The following is a 23,203-nucleotide window of genomic DNA, read 5'->3' on the forward strand; positions in this document are numbered from 1 at the left end:
AATCCTAACGTAACTGGTTTCTTAAAAATCGTAAATATGTTCGATTTCTATGTTTTGTTCTCTTAAAATTTCCAACATGGTTTTTAAATTTTGAACTTTTGAGACAAGTGCATAACGATTTTCACCGGGCCTTGTCAGGATGTCTTGTCTGAATACCGTTTTTGTATTGGGAATTGTTGGTAAACTTTTATCTTTTTTCAATAAAATGGTCACTAAGGTCGCTGAAGTATTCCCAGCTATCTCGTGTAATTCGACGGTTTTGCCTATCAGGATCGATTCCAATGTGGGATGGAAATCGGCATACCGAGGGACCAAATACACAGAATGAAATGGATCATTTCCATTTAGTAATTTTACTTTATCATTGGTTGGGATACTCTCATCCAATACAATGGCAGTTCCTAAGATTGGATCTTCATAAGTTGCTTTTGTTGCTTTTTTAATCAAAAAACCATAAACTGCTTTTACAAAAATATCAGTGGTCAGATAATAACGCCTTTCCCATTTTCGGATCATATGATCGCCAAACAATGGAACTTCTGTCCAAAGTGATTTGAGTTCTTGGAAAAAATTATATTCATACCAAGGGGTTTGTAAGATAAAATCTACATAAGATTGTGTGAATTTTGCATTAAATTTGTCCTCTTCAGTGAGTGCCTGGTCATCGTTGCTTGAGGTAATACGACCAATCATCTTTTCATAAATCTGCTTTGCTCCATACTCAACTGTTGTGCTGACTGTCAATACTACAATCATTACATGGTATCCATAGTTAAATTCATATGAATCTAATATTTGATCCGAAACAATCATATATGATTTCCATAATTGTAAAACATGTTCCCAATAAGGAAAGGTGCTAGATGTATTCGATCTAAAATACATTGCCTGTTCATTGGGACTATGAACCAAAAACCACTCTGGAAAAGTTAAAAATGTTTGGTCACCGGGACGAATGTGCTCTTTTGGAGTGTATGTTTTTGTATCATTTGCCATCCATTCACTTGGGACTTTTTCAATGTATTCGGTGCTTGATTGTTTTGTTGTCCATATACAAATACTAAGGGAAAAGGAAATTAGAGTTGTGAAGATCAATCGGCTCATTTTGATACCTTTGTAAAAATCATAAGAATATTATCAGATGGATCATCCTTTTGTAGGAGTCTTTCTGGTCCTGCTTCGAGATTGAATTTTTTAAGAATCTCTACCCATTCCTCAATGGAACGGAATTTTTTAAATTCAGCAGATTCATATTGCCAATTTTCCTTCAAACCTGCGTTAAAAACTGTATGGATTATGGAAACAAATTCAAACATTTCTGGATCTTTTACATCATGATCTCTTAATATGAATTTACCTCCCACACGGAGAACACGATGGATTGATTGGATAAACGCATCTAATTTATGTAACTGTATATGGTGTAAACCAATGAGACATGTAACAAGGTCTAGGCTCTCAGATGGTATTTCATTGCTAATTGGATCATAATCATTGAGAGGGAAAAATGTTCCAATTTTTTTGATCCCACCTCTTTCGAGTATATCAGCGGGATTGTTTTTTGGTGGAACTGAATTTACAAGATAAATGTTTTGATTGAATTTTAGCTTATGTTGTAAGCTCGAAATGTACCTTCCCGTGGTTCCAATTTCCAAATACCCGTTAACGGTAGTATTGGTTCCAAGAAGTTCCAAAATCTGAAGAGACAAATCTCTTTTTTGTTTGAAGAGTGCAGGTAATGCATAAGTTAAATCCGCATGAAAAGGTTTTATTGAATTTAATCTTTGTACAATTTGCGAATAAATTTCCTCATCGGTTTTATACTGTTTGGTGGTATCGTAAATCAATTGGAAGAATTTTTCTTCTGGATAAAGATTAAAGATCACTTGCAAAAATCGATAAAGTGCATCACTCCATTTAACATTCGCAAAAATTCGGTGAAACGCAGAATCAAGCAATTCTGGTTTTGGATTTTCTTTGTAATAAGTATCCCAGAAAATATTTTTAAATCGAAACTTAGGATCTAACTTTTCTTTTAGGGCAAAAATTTCTTTGTATTTTGGATATGCTTTCTGAAACATCTCTCTGGATGCATGGGTTTGGTAAGGTAAATAATAACTACCTCCGAATTCAATACTTGCATTCATGAGTTCTCGAGTCCAGACTGCTACTTTTAGTTTATCAGATTCGTTTACGTTTTGTTTATAATACAAAACAAATGCAAAACTCTCCTTGGGTGCCCAAGACAAATACGTTTCCTCATCTGCTTTTGCATGACGAACGGATATATTCACCATGTTTACTTTGTGTCGTTTTAAAATATCACACAATCGATCTGAGAACCCATTAAATTTATCAATGGGTACAAAGTATTCTTGTAATACATAGGTTGATTTTTCACGCGCAGATGGTTCTAATTCTAAAACATCGTAACCTGCTTCATAATTTCTCCAATGGACTTTTTTTGCAAAAAATAGAAGTGGATCCACGATGTATTCTCTCCTCCATTTCCCAAATGGAGATTCTGTAAAATCCCAGAAAAAATAACGATGGATTGGGTAGGAGGATTGCAAAGGCATAAATCTAGATTTCACAGTAGGTTTGTCTAATGTAAATTCCCAACTAACAGCTCGAATGTTTTGGTATTGAGGAGGGTAAATGTCTGCATTGTGAAAAATTACTTTTTTGTCTTCCCGAATGTTATATTTAAAAAACTGGAAGTATTGGTTCTTTTTCATTTTTTTGCTTACTTGTTTGACTTTGACATTGTCATCCAAATCAAATTCTACTGTTGCTATGATACCAACGGAATTGTAACCACCAATCATCCCAGCAAATACATCTGAGTTTTCTTTTCTGTTTGCCTTTATCAAACTTCCATCTGCAAGTATCACTTCAATGGATCGAACTGATAAAACAACCGGGCCCAATCCCATATATCGTCCATGGCAATTGACACTCAATGCACCACCCACAGTGAAGTTTGCATATGTTTGCATGATCTTAACAGACAAATCATCTTTATCGATATAATGTTGGATGTCACACCAACGGATTCCCGCTTGGACTTTAATCCACTTTTCAGATGGATTATAATCAATGACTTGATTGAGTTTTCGCATATCAATATGCACTGAGCCTGGACTTGCCGTTTGGCCACCCATACTGAATCGACCACCACCCACAGAGATGGGAGTATTGGATGATTTAACAAATTGAATCAATTCATCTAATGATACGGGGCGAAAAACGGAAGACACAATTACAGGATTTAAGCGAGTCACATCATTGATGATGACCTCTGTTGATTTTAAGTGAGGGATACTTGTACCATCATCGTTTTTGTAATAATCAATTTCTGAGCCTGGAACGGAACCATATTGGTTGTTTTGTGGGTCTCCCTTTTTAAAAGCCAAAAAATAGATCACAACCAAAGGACCAACAATGGGTATCAGTGTGAGTACAATTGTATATCCGGACTTTCCAATATCATGAAATCGTTTTGCGGAAACAGCAAGAATCCCCCAAAGCATAAGCGGGTAAATGATCCAGGTACTTGTCTCTCCCAAACAATAATCCAAAGTTTGGTAAAATACATAAAAATTGGACCACATAAACAATGAGGCGATCCAATACACTTTTCTATCAATTCGGCCCTTATAATTTAAGAGTAGGTAGGTGACTGGTAGAAGTTGTTTGATTTTCAAAAAATCTCTCCTGGAGGGTTCATCTCTAAATGGATGGAAATAAATTGCAATCAAAAACTATGATTGCCCTAACTTCTTTTATGAGTGGGACATTAAAAAAGGAGTTGCAACTGTTAGATTCAAAAAAATCTCATTTTCTGACTTTTTTTAGTTTAACAATGGATCAATTCCATTGTAATCCAGGTGATTGGAATTCTGTATCGATAGGAAAGGAAAGATTAAATTTTTCCTTCAAAACATGGATTAATTCTTTCGGAGAATTGATGACTGATTTGTGAGCGTATCCGTTTTTATCACGTTCTGAAAATTCTCTGTTGACGAGTGTAATCCTTTTTCCATCTTCTCCTGCTCTAGCAACGATTAAGCGATCTTTAAAATGTGATTTGGGGTGGTTACTCGTATACCAATTGGCTAACTCACGATCGATTTCAGGCATTTCTTCCAATGTAAATTCGCAAACATCGACCCATCCATTTGGAAATAGAACTTGATGGAAATACCGATTTCCTTCAGAAACAATTCTTCTTGTCTCGTGGTTTGTGATTTGTTCTGTATCTTGAAGGAATTGGATTGCAGAAGTGAGTGATACCCCTCCTACACCAACATCAGTAAACCATGTGGTTCCAGAAAGTTCTACCTTTAGAAAAACATGTGTTCGTGGAGGAGTAAAATCCCTTGGTCTATCCAATCGAACTCTCGCACTGATGGGAGTCACTTGAAATCCGAGAATTTGCAAAACATACAATAGAAGTCCATTTTGTTCAAAACAATACCCACCACGTTTTTGATTGATTAATTTTTCAATCACTGCATCCAAACTAATGTTGATACTTTTTCCCAAGAGAATATCCAAGTTTTCAAAAGGGATACTGCGAACATGGGCTAATGTGATATTGTGAAGTAATTCTAGGGTAGGATTGTGTGGGCCCTGATAACCAATACGATTCAAATATGCTTCTATCAATTGTTGATCGTTCAAAATTAAATTCCTAATACGATTCTAAATGTAAATGGTTTATATAAGAAAGTAAATTAAATATCAAAATATTCAATGGGTGATTCGGTTTGGACTGAAAATATATGTTCCTTGTTGGAAATTAAGATTTTACTGAGAGATAGAAATCGGATCTGTTCCTTCCCTGTTTTCGTTCTTAAAGTATTTTTGAAATTTCGCAAATACCCTTGGTTTTGGAATTGGCTTAAGATTTTGTCTCTCTCTTCTGGAAATACATAAAGCCCTAATTCGAGTGCGGTTTTACCAATGATCTCTTCTTTTGTGAATCCGGTTATCGCGATAAAAGCTGGGTTACAATCCATAAATACATTTCGGTTTGAATAGTCATGGATGGCCATCGGAGTGGGGCAAAATTGGAATGCCTTCATAAACATCTCTTCTGACTCTTTTAGTTTTTGATTCGCAGAAAAAAGTTTTAATGCCATTTTGATAGAGGCATCCAATACAGTCATCGTTGAACTTTTGACTACATATCCATAAGAAGTGATCCCTTCTGTTTTTGTGACGATTTCTTTTTCTGTATGGGAAGAGACAAATATGAGTGGAATGTCTTTGTGATTTAAAATAATTTTTGCTGCTTCCGTACCTTCCATTCCTTTTCCTAAATTGATATCCATTAGGATGATATTGATAGAAGAATCGTTCTTAAACAGTTCGATGGCATCTTCACCACTGGAGGCCCAAAGTACAGAATATCCATATGATTCTAGGTTTCGTTTTTGTGTTAAGGCAAGGATTGCTTCATCTTCTACTAATAAAACGTTTAATTGAATATTGTTATCGTTCATTGGTGTATGAGTTAGAATGATTCAATGATTGGTAATTGAGAACCGATTGAAACGTAGGGAACAAATTGTATCCAACTAGGTCAGATGCAATTCAATTTTCCGAAGACATATCTACGTATTTCTCCTATAGGTTAATTTCTTTTGAAAATCTTTTCGGTGGGAACAAAACAAATCAACGCGCCCCGGATCGAAGCGGAAATCCTTTGTGGAAACAAAGATTGCAGCGGAGAGCCGGAAATGTGCGCCCCGCATTCTTTTAGTCTGACAATTTCCACTGCCAGACTAAAATTCAATACAACGGAGATTATTTTATCTTGCGCCTTCGTTCATGATTTCACTATGATTTTTGTTGAGCCCTGCTGCTGTTAAAGAAGGTGCTCTGACATGACCAGAATACTGAGTGTAGGTTGTGTTTCCACTCACAAAGGAACTTTGGCACTTGTCTAGACCACCTGCACGATTGTATCCGCAAGAAGAGTGAAACGCAACTGCATAATCATCAGCACCAGGTAGGATAAAATTAGCACCAAACTTACTTTTATATCCTGGAACATGGTTAATTGTAACGGATGCAGTCAAGTTGTGGTTGTATGCTCCTCGTGCTGTTGTTACCTGAAGTGACTGGTCCATCGCGTTTCCGCCACCACCAATTACGTTTGCAAGTTCAGAACCACCTGAAGCGGCTGCAAGTGCAGTTACTTTTGTGATATTGAATCCTTTGGAAGTTGTTGTATCAGCTAAACTTGCTAACCAATATTCAATTGCATAACATCCAGCGGAATGGCACACAATCTTACAAGTGTTTGTTCCTTTGCAATAACTCATGAGACCAGTTGTGATATTTGTTTGGGCTCTCGCAGATCCGTACGTTCTTGGGTCAGTGCTTCCATCGTAACCAATGAATATCTTGGCGCCAGAAACCGCATTTGCGTTTGTCCCCCAATAACTGTTTACATCGGTAGTTCCCACCCCGTCGTGATTTTTGCTGGATTTGCCGTGAATGAACACGGTGTAAGTTTCGGCACTGATGCTCGTCGCAAACAGCAATGCCAGTAATAGGTTGATTGTAATTTTCATCTTTCTCTCCTTTTTCAAGTAGCCCAGACTTATAAATTTGGTGAAAGTATGTCAAATATTTATTTAAATGTCATAAATATTTCTAAAAAATCACCAAATGACACAAAAATCCTCATCCTTTCGGTGAAATACTCAACACTTGTCAGGAAATTTAGGTGGTGAAAACCTTTCAGGAAAGGATTTTAAACTGAAACTCGTACTTACTGGCTCAATCGAATACGCTGGGAAATAATTGTTTGCTATTATATGTATAAATATAGTAAGTGTACATACTATAGGAGATTTTATGATCGTCAATACGTACGCATACACTACGAACGAAATTAAACAGGAACAAATTTGGAAATTGATGTCAGACGTGAATCGTTGGAAAGATTGGGATTCTACTCTTGAAAAATCGGAAATGTTGGGTAAATTCGAAGCTGGGAATTTTTTTATGATTCGCCCCTCTGGTGGACCAGATGTAAAAATTCAATTGATAGAAGTGAGACCCAATTCTTATTTCAAGGACTTTACAAAATTTCCTTTGGCAAAAATGTTTGGTGAACATTTTTATGAGAAAACATCTGAGGGACTCAAAATTACAATTACAATGTCGATCTCCGGACCACTTGCATTTTTATGGAATATGATTGTCATGAAAAATATCGTAAGTCATCTCGCAGAAGATGTGAAACTACAAATCAATGAAGCAAAAAAAATCAAATAGTGCAATTGTTAAGAGCGACTTTAGTGTCAATAAGGCAGAAGATAGCTCTGGATTTTTGTTATGGCAAGTAACGAGTCTTTGGCAAAGAGAGATTCGTTATGCACTTGAACCACTAAAATTGACACATTCACAATTTGTATTGTTAGCAAGTATCCTTTGGTTGACCCAACAAGAAAAGGAAGTGACTCAGGTTCTTTTGTCAGAACATACAAAGATCGATCCGATGACTACGTCCACTGTCATTCGCACATTAATCCAAAAAGGATATGTTGATCGAAAGGAACACAGTACAGATACCAGAGCAAAAATTGTGAGTTTAACTAAGAGTGGTGAATTGATTACAAAAAATGCAGTAAAAAAAGTAGAATCCTTCGATCACGATTTTTTTTCTGCGTTAGGTGTCACCAAACATGAATTTAATGAGAGTTTATTGAAAATACTGTCTAGATATTGACTGTATCATTTACTATTAAGGAATGGTTAAGCAGAACAACGGTCATTATCATCGGTAAATTGATGATCAAAACCCTGTATTTCCAATTTACCTTCGGTATAATTAACTCTTAAATTTTTGTTTTTTCCACCTTCCTTCATTGGACTTGGATCATAAAATTGGATTTCCAATTTTGAATCGTTGATCCATTTATAATGTCCTGTAAATTCTAGTTTTCCAATGGGATTTGATTCTGTCATATCTAGTTTGCTATAGATAAAACTTCCATCTTCCCTAAACTGAAATTGATCAATTGGGCCATAGGCTCAAGGACTTGGTCCAAACCAGATAATACTTGTTAGAATTTCTTTTTTTGTTTTACCTGCTAATTTCTGAAAATGGTATTTCCCTCTGAGAATGAAAAAGTCTGAATCTGTTAGTAGCTTTTTTTGATAAGAAGGTTTCGATTTGATCGCTTTCTGAATTAGATTGTATATATGGACATCACTTTCAATATCTTCACATTGTGCGAGTAAAAGTGAATATGTACATGCTAAGTTATAATTTGCAAATGCATCATCTGGTTTGTCATTTAATGTTTTCTTAAATGATTCTACGGCAATGAGAAATTCTTTTTGTTTGAGGGCATCGATCCCTTTTTTGTTCCAGTTTTCTGAAGTTTGGGAGAAAATCTCTACCATACATAAGAAATAAATGATGATCAATCGTAATTGCATAAAAACTTCCTCAGATAAATACTTTTGAATGGTTCATTTAGTTCTGAAATGAAACAATATTTATATGTAAAATTATTCTTTATCATATGCTAAACGCAAGACCACGTTGTTTTGTTTGATTTGTAAAAGTAAATTAATTTCCTGATACAAAAAGAAGATTCATGCTATTTGTGGTATTGGGAATTGTAGTTAATGTCGGAAGACTCAACTGTCCAGAGCTATTGATTGGATAGGAGCCTAAACGATTTGAACCGTTTGTAGAGACACAAACTGCATATAACATATTGCCAAGCGGATGAATTGCTAGTCTGGTTACATTTGAGTTTGATGTACAGGAAGCACCACCGGGAGTCGGGACAGAACTGAGAACTGTTGGGTTAATAACGCCCGTTACCTGATCAACTGCATAAGCATAGATATTGGTTTCCCCATAAGCATAGATATATTGACTAGAGGGGTGAAGAACTAGTGATTTTGGAGATAAATATGCAGTAGGACTTTGAACCAAAACCGATGATGGAGCAAGGACAGCATTCGATGTTGAAGTAACAGACATTTGAACGATTGAACCATTATTCCCTTGGTCTGAATTGTTCGCACAGTACATAAAATTTGCATTGGAAGAGTAGATACAATGTCCGTTTTCGGGATATAGGGTAGTATCAGTCACTGTTGCATTACTTGTTGGAGTTCCAACGGCTCCAGTATTCACATCCGCTATGGGATAGAACATTCTTGTTGCTGCACTTAGTTTGTGAAATGTCATAAAATAATTTCCCGTTGGATGGATTGGGCCCATCACTGACCAATTTTGTCCCGTCACGGTATTTGCTTCACCAGAAAAAGTTCCTTCAGAGTCTAGTTGTAGTTTTGAAAAAGATGTAATGGCAGTAGCCGTATTCACTGTGTAATAAAAAAATTTTCCACTAGGATGAAATGCTGTGGTCCCTTGTATGACTACAGGAGTTACACTTGCAACATAGGTATTTTTCAAGGATAACGTACCATCAGAATTTCTGAGATAAGATTTAAATGTATCTCCACCATTGATTACGAGATGTTTTCCATTCCATAAAATCGTAAATGGATTTGTTAAAGTAGTTGCAATACTTCCTTTTAAGGAAAGAACACCATCGTTACCTGTATTAAAAGTATACAGGAGACCATTTGAAACATCTGATAAATATAAGGAATGTATCGGTTGCGACTTGGAAGGGTCTATTTGTCCTAAGCAAGATTGATTCGGTGATAATAATTTTGAGAGAAAGAAATTTTTTGATGCAGGGTCACAAGCAGCATTGAGGTCAGCTGGTTTACAGTTTAATAGGAAACAAAGTAATGCAAATGAACAGAGGCAGCGATGAATATTTCGATATGCTGATAATATTCTAGATACTTTCATGTTGAAGTCTTTTTGTGATTGAGTCAATCTCGTACTTATCCCTAAAATTAAAAATGGGCAATTTTCGACTATAGAATATGTTCGAGCAAACAATACCCAATAAGAAAACTCAACTAATTTACGATCAAAATCAATTGGTTAATAAATTATTTTTGATATGCATTATCCAGATTCACTTGAATCCTATCAGTGGGTTGAGCGAAGCATATACAAGTGATTAATTGTCGTTTTTATAATATCGATTCTTAACTAAATCTGCCAAGCTAGTGAATAAACTTATTCTGACTAGTTGATAATAATTAGGATAAGTCCGCACAAGAGAAATGCCATCCAATCTAAATTCGTTTTATCAAAGAGTTTGATTTCGAATTGAATGATTGTTAAAAAACAATTCAAATTCTCAAGCAGTCCAGCGATTCTTTTCTTATGTTTTAATTTTGAATCCCAAGTTGTTTTTTCCAATTCTTTGCATGTGTCTTTCCATAACGGTATCCAATTTCAACCAGTTCATAGAACTTTTTCCAATCGAAGAGTCCAAACTGTTCGACTGGTAACTCCGCAAAAATATCAGACTCAGCTTTTGCTTGCGCCATTGCAGCATCCGAAGCTACAAAAGTCGCACGCATCATAAGGCTAAGAAGGTTCGGGGCTTCTTTTAGATTCTGCGATTTACTGAAGAGTCGTTTGAAGAGCAATCGAAGTGCCGAGGGTAATGCACCCGAATTGTTTTTGGGATAAATGCCACCAAAGAGTTCATCAGCTGCGGAATCACCTTCTGAAGTAAGGGCGACAGAAATCACAAAATCTGCTCCCTTGTCCCGCATCACAGCACCTGGAATATTATCTAACATTGCTCCATCGACTAACAGTTCATTGTTTTCGAAGAAGGGAGGTAATATACCTGGTATCGAAGCGGAAGCGCGGAGTGCTTTCCATAATGGACCACGGTCTATGATTACTTTTTGTGCTTTTGAAAGGCTTGTTGCGACAGCAAAATAGGGTAGCCAGAGATCTTCGATCATCGTATCACCGACAAAACTCTTAATCACAGTATTGAATTTTTTACCACGAATGAGAGATACAACGGGAACTGTATAATCGTTTAACGTTTTTTTGTCACTCATGAGAGACTTCGCAATCCGTTCCAAATTGGGAGCATCGTTGCCCAAAGCATAGATACTTGCCATAAGGGCTCCTGCACTTGTACCACCAATCATGTCGATGGGAATATTTTCTTCCTGCATGGCTTTGATAAGCCCAATATGTGCGAAACCTTTTGCACCTCCGCCACCCAGAGCAAGTCCAATGGAACGGCCAGTGATGAAGCGAGTTAGACTTTCAAATCCGTGGTGACTATAAGTGCGGATATGTCTGACAACATCTGTTTTTCTAATCTTAGTTAGGTTAGAAATATTTTGTGGTTTTTCATTTGGGTCAGAGTAGAGCAATACAAGCTCTCGGATGGGACCATGGGTTTCTTCCGAATCTCCAAGAAAACGGATTTCTTCTGGAGAAAGGGCATCTGCTTTTTTCGCATCACTTAACAGTAAAATACGATTTGTATGATGGAGAATTGTTTCTGTCCAAAGTTTGTCTTCAAAATCGGGACATAGGATCAGGAAGTCATGTGAGTCCTGCAAATGATATAAGGATTCGAGGATGTCTGAAACTGCGTGTTCGCGGTCTGCCTTGATTTTCTTGAAGTCTTTACTTTCAACGATCGTCGTACGTCCGATTTTTTTCAGAGCGCTTGCGAGGTTATGGGCAAAATCGCGAACCGAAAGATCCTTCTGGAGTGGGAAAAGAGTGATGATGCTCCTTGTTTTTTTGACAGTTCGTTTTCCCATTCGGTCCTTGGTGAATCGATCTGCGATGAGTTTGGTGATCGCAAGCATACTTGGCGGATGTTTGGAAAACACAGACTCGAAAGCGGCAGTACTAACTTTTACTATTTCACAGGATAAAGTTGCGACTACCGTTGCAGTCCTCGGTTCCCCTGTTAATAGAGCCATCTCACCAATGATATCACCTTTGGAAAAAGTACCTGTTGATACCACTAGGCCTAGGTCGTTTCTGACTTCATACACCAAACTGCCGTTAACGACAATGTACATTCCGTCGGCTTTGTCTCCTTGCCGCATCAGAGTTTCGCCACCTGGCAAAAAAATCCATTCCATCTGGTTTTCCAATTCCGAGATGAGTTTTGCTCCCACCCCTTGGAAAAGTGATACTGAAGAGATGAGTTCTTTGATGCGCTGAGGTTCTGGACGAAACACACTTCTATGAAGAGCACGCGACCTTCGGCTAATGAGTCTGACAAATGATTTCAGCTCTTCCGAACGATCTTTAAAGGCCTTTTTGAATTCATTACGACCAATGCGGTAGACGATGCCAGATTGGTCGCAGACAACTGTGGCGTTTCTAGGTTCGTCCGTCACGAGAGCTCCTTCTCCGAAACAACTGCCAGGTTTCACCTCACCTAATTTCTGCTTTTTTCCGTCATTTGTCATGTAAACGCTAAAACTTCCTGTCGCAACCAGGTAAAGAGCATTGCCAAGTTCTCCTTGTTTGATCACAACTTTGTTCTTAACAAATTTAACTTTATGGAACGAACGCTCCAGATGTTCTTTTGTTTCAGTAGAGAGGTTTAAGAATAAATCAGTACTGGAAATGATTTGTTTTAGGGTTGGAGCTGTTGTTTTTGACCGCATAGCAAATGAATATAAACCTTATTGCGACTTCGTTCCCTGCTTCAGTAGGTGTACAAAAAATCGCGACACAATGTCGATCATGGAAATGGAATGAGCCTGAAAGCGACTCTATTTTTTTTAAGCAAATGAAAAATTTCACATCAATGGAAGGATAGAAACAAACAAAAACAAGATAGAGTTTTAAGAACCAAATCGATTTCAGTGCCTAACATTAGAAGTGATTGGACTTCAATTTTAGAGTTATGCCAATACCTCTACTCAATAATCGTTGTAAGGTGGAAATCTTCCTGATGAACTGTTGTGAAAAATGTCTTTGCATTTGCAAAATCAGACAGAAGAAATAGGGAAATATGTATATAAAAATTTTTTAACTGAGAACTATTCTATCCTAATTCAAATTTTAAGGATGAATTTCTGGGTTAACCTCGTTTAGAGACAATGTGCATTAGGATAAGAACTAGGCAATTTCAGATGATTAGAAAAAACCTTGAAATTTAAGCTACTTGGACTTAAAAACGACGTCTGGAGTGGATTTTATCTAATCAAAAAAAAGTGAAAGAGTATTTAGCAATTCGATTCAGAATCTCTCTTACCTGCAAGGTATTCTTATTTCTATTTATTCTCAACTGCAAATTGGACTTAAATAGTCCTTATGAATTTGGAACCAATGAATACTATAAAACTCAATTCATAACATGCCTCATCAATCGTTCTAGTGTATGTTATCAAAATACTACCTCTGCTCCTTTTGATTTGAATCAGGTTCCTGGAAGAAAATTGTGGATTCGTGCAGAAGGGCTTCCTTATACAAACGGTACCGCGGTGACAAATTGGACAGATCTCAGTGGAACTGGGAATGACTTAATTCCTGGAGTTGCCCCCACTTTTTATTCTGCCACCAATACAATCAATGGAAAACCAGTTGCCCGTTTTCAATATGGACTTGGAAGTAATTTATTAAAAGCTTCTCCGATAGGAGTGAGTACTTCCGATTCTGGGAGTGTATTTTTTGTAGTAAAAGTTCCTTTAACAGTAAACAGCAATGTAATCACAATTGGAACCACAGGTGGTGGAGGGAGGGAAGTTCAAATCACTAGTTTGGGAGTTGTTGCACTCAATAAATCTGGATCAACAGCAGTTGCAACGTATAACGCAGGTTGGGTGGGGAATTCGATACATCAGGTTTCTATTTTGCAAAATGGGTCAACAAACGTTGTTATCAAATTTGATGGAGTGCAAGTCGTTTCCACGGTTCCAGCAGCTACAGGATATGCGGCAGGGAATATGGGGCTCGGAATGGGAGGAGCAGAAATGGATCTTGCCGAGCTTTTGTATTTTGACAATCGAGTTTCGGATGAAAATGCAGCAGGGATAGACTGTTATTTGGGAAAACGTTACGGAACATTTAGCTGTCCATGATCAATTATATTGTATTCATCAAAATAGAGTAACGTAACAGCCAATCGCTGCATTTTTAAAATAGTAATTGAATGGATCAATGTCGATCCTCCATTACTTGTAGTGCCTATATACAACCGCAGGTTACTTTCTATTTATGGCCATGCAGCAATAATGGCGCCCATGACGGACATAACAACAAGAGAAGCAATCGTTTCGAACAACCATAATTGTATGCTCCTGCCCATCCAAATGACTTCAATCGACGTTGTAGTCACTAAAAAACCTACCCAAATCCAGAGAGCGCAAAATACACCTCGCCAAACTCCCTCACCACCCAAGTAAGGAGAAGTCGATGCAAACAAAAAGATAACGGCAAGCACGTAAGCTGTTACGAGATTTGTGAGCATATTGAAAATCAGCGGTCTTACCATATCTGAAAATTTTTCATTTCCTGTCGGTTGTATCTTCGCTAGTTTCATCCATAATTTACCAAATAGTGGGCCATGGAAAAGAAATCCGAGAACAAAGGCCGAAAGAGCTGATACGACAACTGCCGCAAGATTGATTGGTAACATGATATCTCCTTACTGAAAAATTCAATTTTTTCATAGTTATTTTACATACCATTTAGTATGTTGTATATAATAAATCTTAATATAATGATGACAAAAGAGAATAAAAAAGCAAAAAAAACTATCTCTAAACCTTTTATGGGAAAGAGAAATCTGGAGATTACCAGGCGCAAGATCCTACTCATAGCTTTTGAAACTTTCTTTAAGCAGGGCTTCCAAGGCACAAGCATGGATGACCTCGTGAAGAAGACAACTCTTAGCAAAGGAGCCTTTTATCATCAATTTTCCACAAAATTAGAATTAGGTTATGCAGTCGTAGAAGAGGTGATTTCTCCCTTGATTTTGGATCGATGGATCGTACCTCTTGATGCTTATGAAGATCCCATTGCGGGCATTTTATTTCTGATGCAACAGAATATTGGAAATACACCCCCAGCTCTTTTACGCTATGGCTGCCCGCTCAATAACCTGATTCAGGAAATGTCTCCAGTCGATAATGGTTTCAAGAGACGCCTAACAGGCGCATTGAATTTATGGATTCGTGGATTAGAAAACCATCTACTTCGGGCAAAAATGTCTGGGTTGATCCAACCTCACGTTGACGTAACCGAAGCAGCCCATTTTATCGTTATGGCACATGAAGGTTTTTATGGAATCATTAAGGGTCTAGCGAAACCAAAAATTTTCCCAATACTCATGGCATCCATGCAAAATTATTTTGACCACATAAGAAAATGGTAAGATTTTTTCTAATGCCAAGTCCCCATATACAATATCCCCCGCGCCCCGGATAGAAGCGGAAATCCTTTGCGAATGCAAAGATTGGAGCGGATAGCCGGAAATGTGCGCCCAAAAAAAAAGGGAACCTAAGTTCCCCTTTTTTACCTAACCATGTAACCGATGTTTATCGGATTCCTGGTTTGATGTATTTCAACTCATCCAAGTAACGTCCTGTTCCGAGAACCACACAAGTGAGTGGGTTTTCCGCACGGAATACTGGAACTCCTGTTTCTTTGGTGAGGTAGTGTTCGAGACCACGAAGGAGGCAACCACCACCTGTAAGAACGATTCCTCGTTCTACGATGTCGGCTGCAAGTTCTGGAGGAGTGCGCTCAAGAACCGATTTGATCCCGTCTAGGATCTCGTCTGTTGGTTCTTTGAGGGCTTTACGGATTTCGTTGGAATCGAGTTCGAGGGTGCGTGGGAGACCAGAGATGGCATCACGACCTTTTACTTCCATTGTGTCGACACGTTTGTCAGCAAACGCGTTACCAATCGTAAGTTTGATGTCCTCTGCGGTTCTTTCTCCAACGACTAGGTTGTACTGGTTACGAAGGTATTTCACAATTGCTTCATCGAATTCGTCCCCACCTGTTCGGATGGATTCTGCGATTACCATACCACCAAGAGAGATCACAGCGATTTCTGTGGTTCCCCCTCCGATATCCACAATCATGTTCCCTGCTGGTTCATGGATCGGGATGTTGGCGCCAATGGCAGCAGCAAGTGCTTCTTCGATGAGGAAAATTTCGCGGGCTCCTGCTTGTTCAGCAGACTCACGAACAGCACGTCTTTCTACTTCGGTAATCCCTGAAGGAACCCCGATCACGATGCGCGGTTTTACAAATGTAGTGCGGTTGTGGACTTTTGCGATGAAGTAACGAATCATCTTTTCCACAGTTTCGAAGTCAGCGATCACCCCGTCTTTCATGGGGCGGATGGCAACGATGTCACCAGGAGTTCTTCCTAGCATCCGTTTTGCTTCTTGTCCTACAGCGAGGACTCGACCAGTAGAGGCTTGGACTGCCACGACCGACGGTTCTGATAGGACGATCCCTTGTCCTTTCACATGCACGAGGGTGTTCGCGGTTCCCAAATCGATTCCCATATCGTTCGAGAAAAGTCCATAAAGATTATCAAATATCATATCAGATCCTGTGAAAGAAGTACGAAGGGGGGAATTTACGGTGGGTTAACACCAAAACTTTACAATTCTGCCCGTTCCCCATAATTTTCGGCTGGTTTTTGCTTTCAACCGTAAAAATTTTCGATAGGCTAGTTAGATACAAAATGCTTCCTTTCTCACAAATCTTACGCAAACCAAACCAGGCATTTCGCACGGAAAAGATCCTTGCTGCCATTGATTTGGGCACTAATTCCTTCCACATTGTCGTCGTAAAACTAAGACCGGATGGTACACTCGAATACCTGACCAAAGAAAAGGAATCCGTTCGCTTAGGAAGCGGTAGCAGTGATTATGCGGTCATTACAAACGAGGCTATGGATAGGGGTCTTGCTTGTTTGAAACGTTTCAAAACTCTTGCCGACAGTTACAAAGCGGAAATCCGAGCTGTAGCCACAAGTGCACTTCGGGAAGCAGAAAATAGGCAAATTTTTCTGGACCGAGCGGAGAAGGAAACGGGTATCCAAATCCAAGTGATTTCAGGAAACGAAGAGGCAAGGCTCATCTACCTTGGGATTTTACAGGGACTCCCTGTGTATGAAAAACGGATCCTTCTCATTGACATTGGTGGAGGGAGCACAGAACTTCTGATAGGGGAAAAAGGGGATATCCTTTTTTCCACCAGTATGAAGTTAGGTGCCATTCGTTTAACGGAGAAATACTTAAAGAAAGATCCAATTTCGGCCACTGATTTGCAAAAATGTAGGATCCATATTGAATCTGTTTTATCTGCATTTTTACCTCAAATTGAAACTTGGAAACCTTTTATGGTGGTAGGAAGTTCGGGAACCATCACTTCTGTGACCTCCATGGTTTTAGAAAAAAAGGGAGAAAAACGAGAAAGGTTAAATGGAACTGAGATTCCTATCGATTCTTTTAAAGAGATCCGCAAACAGATATTAGATGCCGAGAGCCTCAAAAAAAGATTAAAAATCCCAGGACTTGATGCCAAACGTGGTGATATCATTGTTGGTGGGATTTTGGTATTGGATGAAGTGTTACAAAGGATTAAGGCACCTGCATTTACCGTAAGTGACTTTGCCCTTCGTGAAGGAATTGTGTATGATACCATAGAATCTTGGTACAGACATAAGGACACTTCACTTCCGAGACTCGATAACATCCGAGAAAAAGCGATTAAAACAGTTGCAAACCTTTACCCACAAGGAAAACATCATGCCGAAACTGTTGCAAAACTCACCTTACAGTTGTTTGATGATTTAAAGGAATTACATGGTCTTGGAAACTTAGAAAGGGATTATTTGGAAACCGCTTGTTACCTCCACCAAGTGGGGCTTTGTATATCGCACCATAACTACCACAAACATAGTTATTACATCATCCGTAACTCAGAAGCTATGGTTGGTTTTTCCAATTCAGAAATTGAAATCATTGCTCTTCTTGCCCGTTACCATAGAAAAGGTGGCCCAAAAGGCAAACACGAAGAGTTTAAAACCCTCCGGCCAGAAGACCAACTTTTGGTTCGTAAGTTATCATCTTTTTTACGAATCGGAGATGGATTGGATCGATCTGAAAAATCCATCATTGAACGACTGGATGCAGTTATTGAAAAAGGAAAAGTGAATTGTCGTTTGTATTTCAAAAAAGGAGAAGATCCCAATTTAGAAATTTGGTCTGTGTCAGAAAAAAAAGATTTATTCGAAGATACATTTGGTACAAATTTAGAATTTCACTTACATCCAATATGAAGAAAACTTTAACCTTTATTTGTTGTTTTATATTATTTTCCCATGCAATTTTCGCACTTCCCATTGATTTAACAAAAAATTGGTATGTTACCAAAGGATTTGAAACCACAGAAAACCCTGATGGTAAAAAATGGAAAACACTAGAATCTTTGCCTTTAGCATCAATAATTTCTGAATTTGAATGGGAAAAAGGAAAACTTCGAAAGGTAACGATGGCAAAGTCTTTTTTGTTATCACAAACTGATTTTCAAAAAACGGAAGACGATGCCTTTAGCCTTCACATACCATATATCTCTAACTATTATGAAATTTACATCAACCAAACTCTTGTTTCCTCTAATGGTAAAATCAAAAATGAAACAATAGAAAAAAGTGGGTATAGACGGCACATACTCATCAGAATGAAAAGAAATCATTTGAACATTGGCCAAAACCAAATTCGGATTCTGATTGCCGCTGAAGAAGGAGAGGAATTAAATTTATACAAACTCTTTAATGATTATCCAGCCAATATCGACCTTGCCTCTAAGCATCTTAAAATTGAAGATGAATACGAAACATACATGTTGTTGTTTTTGTATATTTTTGTTGGTATTTATCATGGTTTGTTTTATTGGAAACGGAGACAAGAAACCTATAATTTATATTATGCATTGTTTTCTATCTTTTTAGCAGTTTATATGATCTTTCGCTCCCAAGGAGTGTATTCATTTGGTTTAGAACCATTCACACAAACAAAAATAGAGTACTTCGTAGTATTTCTAACGCCAGTTTGGTTGTTGTTATTTACAGATGTATTTTTCCGTTCCAAAATTAGCATTGTATCAAAGGTTTACTTTCTATTTAGTTTAGTGTTGGCGGTCAGTCAGATTTTTGTCAACCGAGCAACTTCCGTTACCTTACTTCGCATATGGCAAATTTCCGTTTTAGTTTTTGGGGTGATTTTGCTTTACTTAATGATCTCCGCAGTGCGTGCTAAAAACAAAGACGCAAAACGTCTGTTAATAGGCGTTTTGTTTTTGCTTGGTACCGGAACTTGGGATATATTAGGGGCTTCTGGACTTCTTCCGATTCAAAATCTTAATTTATTACGATTTGGTTTTTTGGTTTTTGTTTTAGGCATTGCAGTTGTTTTAGCTAATCGTTTTTTACGTGTGCATAGGCAGGTGGAAGAACTCAATTTGAGTTTAGAGAAAAAAGTAGAAGAGCGGACAAATGAATTACAAAATACTCTCACAAAAGTCCAGGAACTGAAAGTCCAACAGGATGGTGATTATTTTTTAACATCTCTACTATTAGATCCGCTTAGCCAAACAAAAGTTGAATCTACAAAAGTTTTGCTTCAATCTTATGTAAAACAAAAAAAGGAATTTGAGTTTCGCGGAAAAAAAAGAGAAATTGGTGGTGATATCATCATCAGCGATAGCATAACTTTAAATGGAAAATCTTATTTAGTATTCATCAATGGTGATGCTATGGGTAAGTCCATTCAAGGTGCTGGTGGTGCACTCGTTTTAGGAGTTGTGTTTTTGTCATTTATCAAACGCACTCAAATGATTTTGGATAACCAAAACAAATCACCAGAACGTTGGATCAAAGAATGTTTTTACGAATTGCAAACCATCTTCGAGTCATTCGATGGTTCGATGTTAGTTTCTGTTGTTTTAGGTCTTGTGGAAGAAGACACTGGTGTTTTGTACTATTTGAACGCCGAACATCCATGGACAGTTTTGTATCGCGATGGAGTGGCTTCTTTCATCGAAGAGGAATTGGAACTTCGAAAGATTGGAACAAAAGGTATGGATGGTGATGTACGAATCCGGATATTTCCGTTAGAAAAAGGAGATATATTATTCATTGGATCGGACGGTAGAGATGATCTAGTTTTAGAGGAAAGCGGAGATGGAAATCGCCTAATCAATGAAGATGAAACAAAGTTTTTACAAGTAGTTGAGAAATCAAATGGTGATTTAAATTTACTTGTAGAAAACTTATTAGAAGTTGGAACATTTTCGGATGATCTTACCTTACTTCGGATTGAATGGTTAGGTTCATTCAAACGAGTCTCAAAAGACACACTCTCCAATTTAACAACAGATGATTATTTATATGCCAAAGTTAAACTATTGTTAGATCTTGGAAATGGTGAGGAAGCATACCAAAACATCGAATCCTTATTATCGAATGAGTCGTTAAATGATGATATCAGGATTAACTTAATTCGAGAAAAATCCCGAATTTCGTTACTACTGAAAAAGTTCGATGTTGCCGTGGAATCCTTAGAATCTATTTTTCCATTCTTTGTCACAGACAATGAAATATTATTGCAACTAAGTTTCGCATACCGCAAATCGAAAAACATTAAAAAAGCAATCGATCTTGGGGAAAGATTACGTGCAAGGGATCCAAAACACATAAGGAACCTGATCAATTTAGTGGAATGTTATCGATTGATAGGAAATGTAGACCGTGCTAAAAAGATTTTTCATCGGCTAGCAATGATTACACCTGAACACCCTCAGGTGATCAAATTAAAGGAATTATTGGAAGAGGAAATCAAGTAGGTAAAATTTCCAGATTTTGGTCCAAATTTTTAAATTTTTTTATCTAAAACCGTTTAAAACGTTCTAAAAACGCCTTTTTAACGTTTTTAGCGGTTTGAACGACCGTCACATCCATTCTAAATTGTTGAAAATTTGAGGCATTTCTGTGTTTCTTGTTATATGCAAAAAACGGATGGGATGCGAATGGATTCAACGAACCAAAATCGAAAATCAACCTTTCTTTACTTATTTAGCCTAACATTATCTGTCATTGGATTTGTCAATTGTAACCAGTTGTCTGGCTTAATCGGTAATTCAGCCTTAGAAAAAGAACTTCAAGATACGCGGACCTTAGCTTTGTTGGGACTAGTTAAACCAGGCGAAACATCGAATACTTGTAATGGTAATAATGGAAATGGTAACGGTAGCGGGAATTGCACTGGTAATGGCAATCCAATTGACAATCCCAATAATAATGCCGGCGGCATTCCTTCAGAACCACTCATACCTCCACCAGAACCATTAAAGAATATATGGGCATCACTAAGTAATTTACCTAGATTTTTTTCTTCCTCAACATCTCAGACGATTGGAGACAAAATTTATATTTTTGGTAATCAGGATGTAGGTAGAACTGGGTCTGCCGCTTATTCCTACGACACCGTAACATCGCGATGGAATAAATTGAAAGATATGCCTGAGTCTCGTTTTGGATCCTCTTCTGCAACAATTGGAAATAAGATCTATATTCTTGGAGGATTGGGATACTACTATGGAGTAAGTTATGATCCGCCTCCTTATTGTGCACAACAAATCTTTTCGATTTGTTTACAGTATATTGATCCACCTCCTCAATACGGATATTTAACTAGAAACGTGAATTCAGTATATATTTATGATACATCCACAGATACTTGGACGAAGGGTGCCGAGATGTTAATGTCGTCTTCATTTCATTCGTCTATTGCATTTAATGGAAAAATCTATTTATTTTCACAAGGAATTGTGGATGTTTACGATTCTGTTACCAACCAATGGAGTCGCCTTTTAACAAATTCTCCAATCTTAAGCTATTATTCAATTCAAGTTTACCAAGATAAATTTTATTTCTTTGCAGGTTATTCCAACTTGAATAGTAACTTCAATAATGTTTTTGAATTTAACCCAGCAACATTGACTTTTAGTCAGAAAACTAACATGCCGACAACTAGGATTTATGCAGTTACTGCTGTGGTAGGAGATAAAATTTATGTTTTGGGTGGTAATTATTATTACAACTCAAGAGCGATCGAAGAATATACTCCAAGTACAAATTCTTGGACGGTAAAACCTTCGTTACCTGAAGGTGCAAATCTCTCATACGCCATGGGTGGGTATGCAAATGGTAGGATTTATGGGATAGGCGGATGGTATAGTGTTGTCGCTTATTATGATCCAGTTGCTGAAACAAGCACTCATTTGAAAGTGAGGATGGGCCAAGCAAGGAATTCTTTCGCTTCTGCAATCTACAATGATAAGTATTTTGTATTTGGTGGTTATGGCGGCGGAACATCTTCAAGTTGGATTGAAACTTATGATATGAATACGAATTCATGGTCAAAAATTGGTGATTTAGCAAATGCAAAACATGGATTTAAAGCTGCAGTAATAGGAAATAAAATTTATTTGGTAGGTGGAATTCGTGGAACTACTTCGCTTTCAGAAGTTGAAATTTACGACCCAGCAACTGGTACATTCACAGCAGGGACTCCACTGGATACTCCAAGGGCTTATCTTTCTCTATGCGTAAATAATGATAAACTGTATGCAATTGGAGGTAATAATGGAAATACATTGTTAAATACAATTGAAGAATTTGATCCTAAGACAAACCAATGGTCCTACAAACGAACAATGACCAGTGCTAGGACAGAAACTGCTTGTACTTTCCATGAAAATAATTTATATGTTTTTGGTGGAAGGACAGGTGACTCGAGTTATACAACCACAGTTGAATCTTATAATCCTCAATCGGATTCCTGGTCACTTCACAGTCCAATGAATACCGCAAGAGCATTGTTTGATGTTGTAAAATTACGAGGAAGGATTTATGCAATTGGTGGATGGAGTGGTGGTTCTTTGGCACAAGTGGAAAAGTATGATCCTAACTTAGAGCAGTGGATACCAGAATACCCAATGAACTCCGCGCGTCATGGTACTTCTGCCATAGCACCCGATACCAATCGCATCATTGTCGTTGGTGGGCAAAATGGAAATATACAATTAGATACAGCAGAAGTATTTTACTAAAATTAAGATTTTGAAGATGAAGCGGGTAATAAGTTTCCCCGCTTCCATCACTCCTTTTCCAGCAAATTTTCCTTCTTCTAATATGAAAAAACATTCATCTGTTCTTTATTGGTTAATCTATTTCTAAATTTTAGTTTATATTCAATA

The 23,203-nt window shown here is 37.6% G+C and carries 18 protein-coding genes; 7 read left to right on the forward strand and 11 right to left on the reverse strand.

Translation table 11 applies throughout. The features are described from left to right. Window positions 1-21: 21 nt before the first annotated feature. The 5 genes from ND812_RS04910 to ND812_RS04930 all read right to left on the reverse strand — a co-directional run bounded on the left by ND812_RS04910 (window position 22) and on the right by ND812_RS04930 (window position 6,587). Window positions 22-1,104, reverse strand: coding sequence for a hypothetical protein (locus ND812_RS04910; RefSeq protein WP_265374524.1), 1,083 nt, complete (start codon window positions 1,102-1,104; stop codon window positions 22-24). After that, window positions 1,101-3,707, reverse strand: a complete 2,607-nt coding sequence (locus tag ND812_RS04915) for an FAD-binding protein (RefSeq protein WP_265374525.1) — start codon at window positions 3,705-3,707, stop codon at window positions 1,101-1,103. The genes ND812_RS04910 and ND812_RS04915 overlap by 4 nt, the downstream gene beginning before the upstream one ends. A gap of 163 nt (window positions 3,708-3,870) precedes the next feature. Beyond that, window positions 3,871-4,686 (reverse strand): arylamine N-acetyltransferase family protein, encoded by an 816-nt coding sequence (locus ND812_RS04920; RefSeq protein WP_265374526.1) that lies wholly within the window; start codon window positions 4,684-4,686, stop codon window positions 3,871-3,873. 53 nt (window positions 4,687-4,739) lie between these two features. Next, window positions 4,740-5,510, reverse strand: coding sequence for a response regulator (locus ND812_RS04925; RefSeq protein ID WP_265374527.1), 771 nt, complete (start codon window positions 5,508-5,510; stop codon window positions 4,740-4,742). Window positions 5,511-5,819: 309 nt separating this feature from the next. Next, on the reverse strand, window positions 5,820-6,587 hold the full coding sequence (locus ND812_RS04930) for a hypothetical protein (protein WP_265374528.1): 768 nt from the start codon (window positions 6,585-6,587) through the stop codon (window positions 5,820-5,822). Between the two features lie 286 nt (window positions 6,588-6,873). Between ND812_RS04930 and ND812_RS04935 the strand changes: the two genes are divergently transcribed. Both ND812_RS04935 and ND812_RS04940 read left to right on the forward strand, forming a co-directional pair. Further along, window positions 6,874-7,296, forward strand: coding sequence for an SRPBCC family protein (locus tag ND812_RS04935; protein ID WP_265374529.1), 423 nt, complete (start codon window positions 6,874-6,876; stop codon window positions 7,294-7,296). Continuing rightward, the gene (locus ND812_RS04940; protein ID WP_265374530.1) at window positions 7,274-7,750 is read left to right on the forward strand and encodes a MarR family winged helix-turn-helix transcriptional regulator; all 477 of its coding nucleotides are present in this window, start codon (window positions 7,274-7,276) and stop codon (window positions 7,748-7,750) included. Before ND812_RS04935 ends, ND812_RS04940 begins: the two co-directional genes overlap by 23 nt. A gap of 26 nt (window positions 7,751-7,776) precedes the next feature. On the opposite strand, the gene ND812_RS04945 is transcribed toward ND812_RS04940, so the two are convergent. The 4 genes from ND812_RS04945 to ND812_RS04960 form a co-directional block, all read right to left on the reverse strand. Continuing rightward, on the reverse strand, window positions 7,777-7,989 hold the full coding sequence (locus ND812_RS04945; RefSeq protein WP_265374531.1) for a hypothetical protein: 213 nt from the start codon (window positions 7,987-7,989) through the stop codon (window positions 7,777-7,779). A gap of 66 nt (window positions 7,990-8,055) precedes the next feature. After that, window positions 8,056-8,466, reverse strand: coding sequence for a hypothetical protein (locus tag ND812_RS04950; protein WP_265374532.1), 411 nt, complete (start codon window positions 8,464-8,466; stop codon window positions 8,056-8,058). 133 nt (window positions 8,467-8,599) lie between these two features. After that, window positions 8,600-9,868 carry a lactonase family protein gene (locus ND812_RS04955; protein WP_265374533.1) on the reverse strand — a complete coding sequence of 423 codons (1,269 nt, stop codon included), beginning with the start codon at window positions 9,866-9,868 and terminating at the stop codon, window positions 8,600-8,602. 431 nt (window positions 9,869-10,299) lie between these two features. Next, entirely contained in the window at window positions 10,300-12,579 is a 2,280-nt protein-coding gene (locus tag ND812_RS04960; RefSeq protein WP_265374534.1) for a cyclic nucleotide-binding domain-containing protein, read from the reverse strand. 552 nt (window positions 12,580-13,131) lie between these two features. Here ND812_RS04960 and ND812_RS04965 point away from each other — a divergent pair. Continuing rightward, window positions 13,132-13,998, forward strand: coding sequence for a hypothetical protein (locus tag ND812_RS04965; protein ID WP_265374535.1), 867 nt, complete (start codon window positions 13,132-13,134; stop codon window positions 13,996-13,998). 134 nt (window positions 13,999-14,132) lie between these two features. Here the strand turns inward: ND812_RS04965 and ND812_RS04970 are convergent, their stop codons facing one another. Next, window positions 14,133-14,555, reverse strand: a complete 423-nt coding sequence (locus ND812_RS04970) for a DUF1761 domain-containing protein (RefSeq protein WP_238760388.1) — start codon at window positions 14,553-14,555, stop codon at window positions 14,133-14,135. Between the two features lie 87 nt (window positions 14,556-14,642). Between ND812_RS04970 and ND812_RS04975 the strand changes: the two genes are divergently transcribed. Further along, on the forward strand, window positions 14,643-15,293 hold the full coding sequence (locus tag ND812_RS04975; protein ID WP_265374536.1) for a TetR/AcrR family transcriptional regulator: 651 nt from the start codon (window positions 14,643-14,645) through the stop codon (window positions 15,291-15,293). Window positions 15,294-15,456: 163 nt separating this feature from the next. Here ND812_RS04975 and ND812_RS04980 read toward each other — a convergent pair whose 3' ends face one another. Further along, window positions 15,457-16,479, reverse strand: a complete 1,023-nt coding sequence (locus ND812_RS04980) for a rod shape-determining protein (RefSeq protein WP_002972591.1) — start codon at window positions 16,477-16,479, stop codon at window positions 15,457-15,459. A gap of 143 nt (window positions 16,480-16,622) precedes the next feature. On the opposite strand from ND812_RS04980, the gene ND812_RS04985 reads away from it, so the two are divergent. The 3 genes from ND812_RS04985 (at window position 16,623) to ND812_RS04995 (ending at window position 23,056) form a co-directional block, all read left to right on the forward strand. Next, a complete protein-coding gene (locus tag ND812_RS04985; RefSeq protein WP_265374537.1) occupies window positions 16,623-18,224 on the forward strand; it encodes a Ppx/GppA phosphatase family protein in 1,602 nt (533 codons plus the stop codon). Continuing rightward, the gene (locus ND812_RS04990; RefSeq protein ID WP_265374538.1) at window positions 18,221-20,788 is read left to right on the forward strand and encodes a SpoIIE family protein phosphatase; all 2,568 of its coding nucleotides are present in this window, start codon (window positions 18,221-18,223) and stop codon (window positions 20,786-20,788) included. Before ND812_RS04985 ends, ND812_RS04990 begins: the two co-directional genes overlap by 4 nt. 183 nt (window positions 20,789-20,971) lie before the next feature. Continuing rightward, the gene (locus ND812_RS04995; RefSeq protein WP_265374539.1) at window positions 20,972-23,056 is read left to right on the forward strand and encodes a Kelch repeat-containing protein; all 2,085 of its coding nucleotides are present in this window, start codon (window positions 20,972-20,974) and stop codon (window positions 23,054-23,056) included. Window positions 23,057-23,203: the final 147 nt, after the last annotated feature.

Source organism: Leptospira limi (assembly GCF_026151395.1).
Taxonomy (GTDB): domain Bacteria; phylum Spirochaetota; class Leptospiria; order Leptospirales; family Leptospiraceae; genus Leptospira_A; species Leptospira_A limi.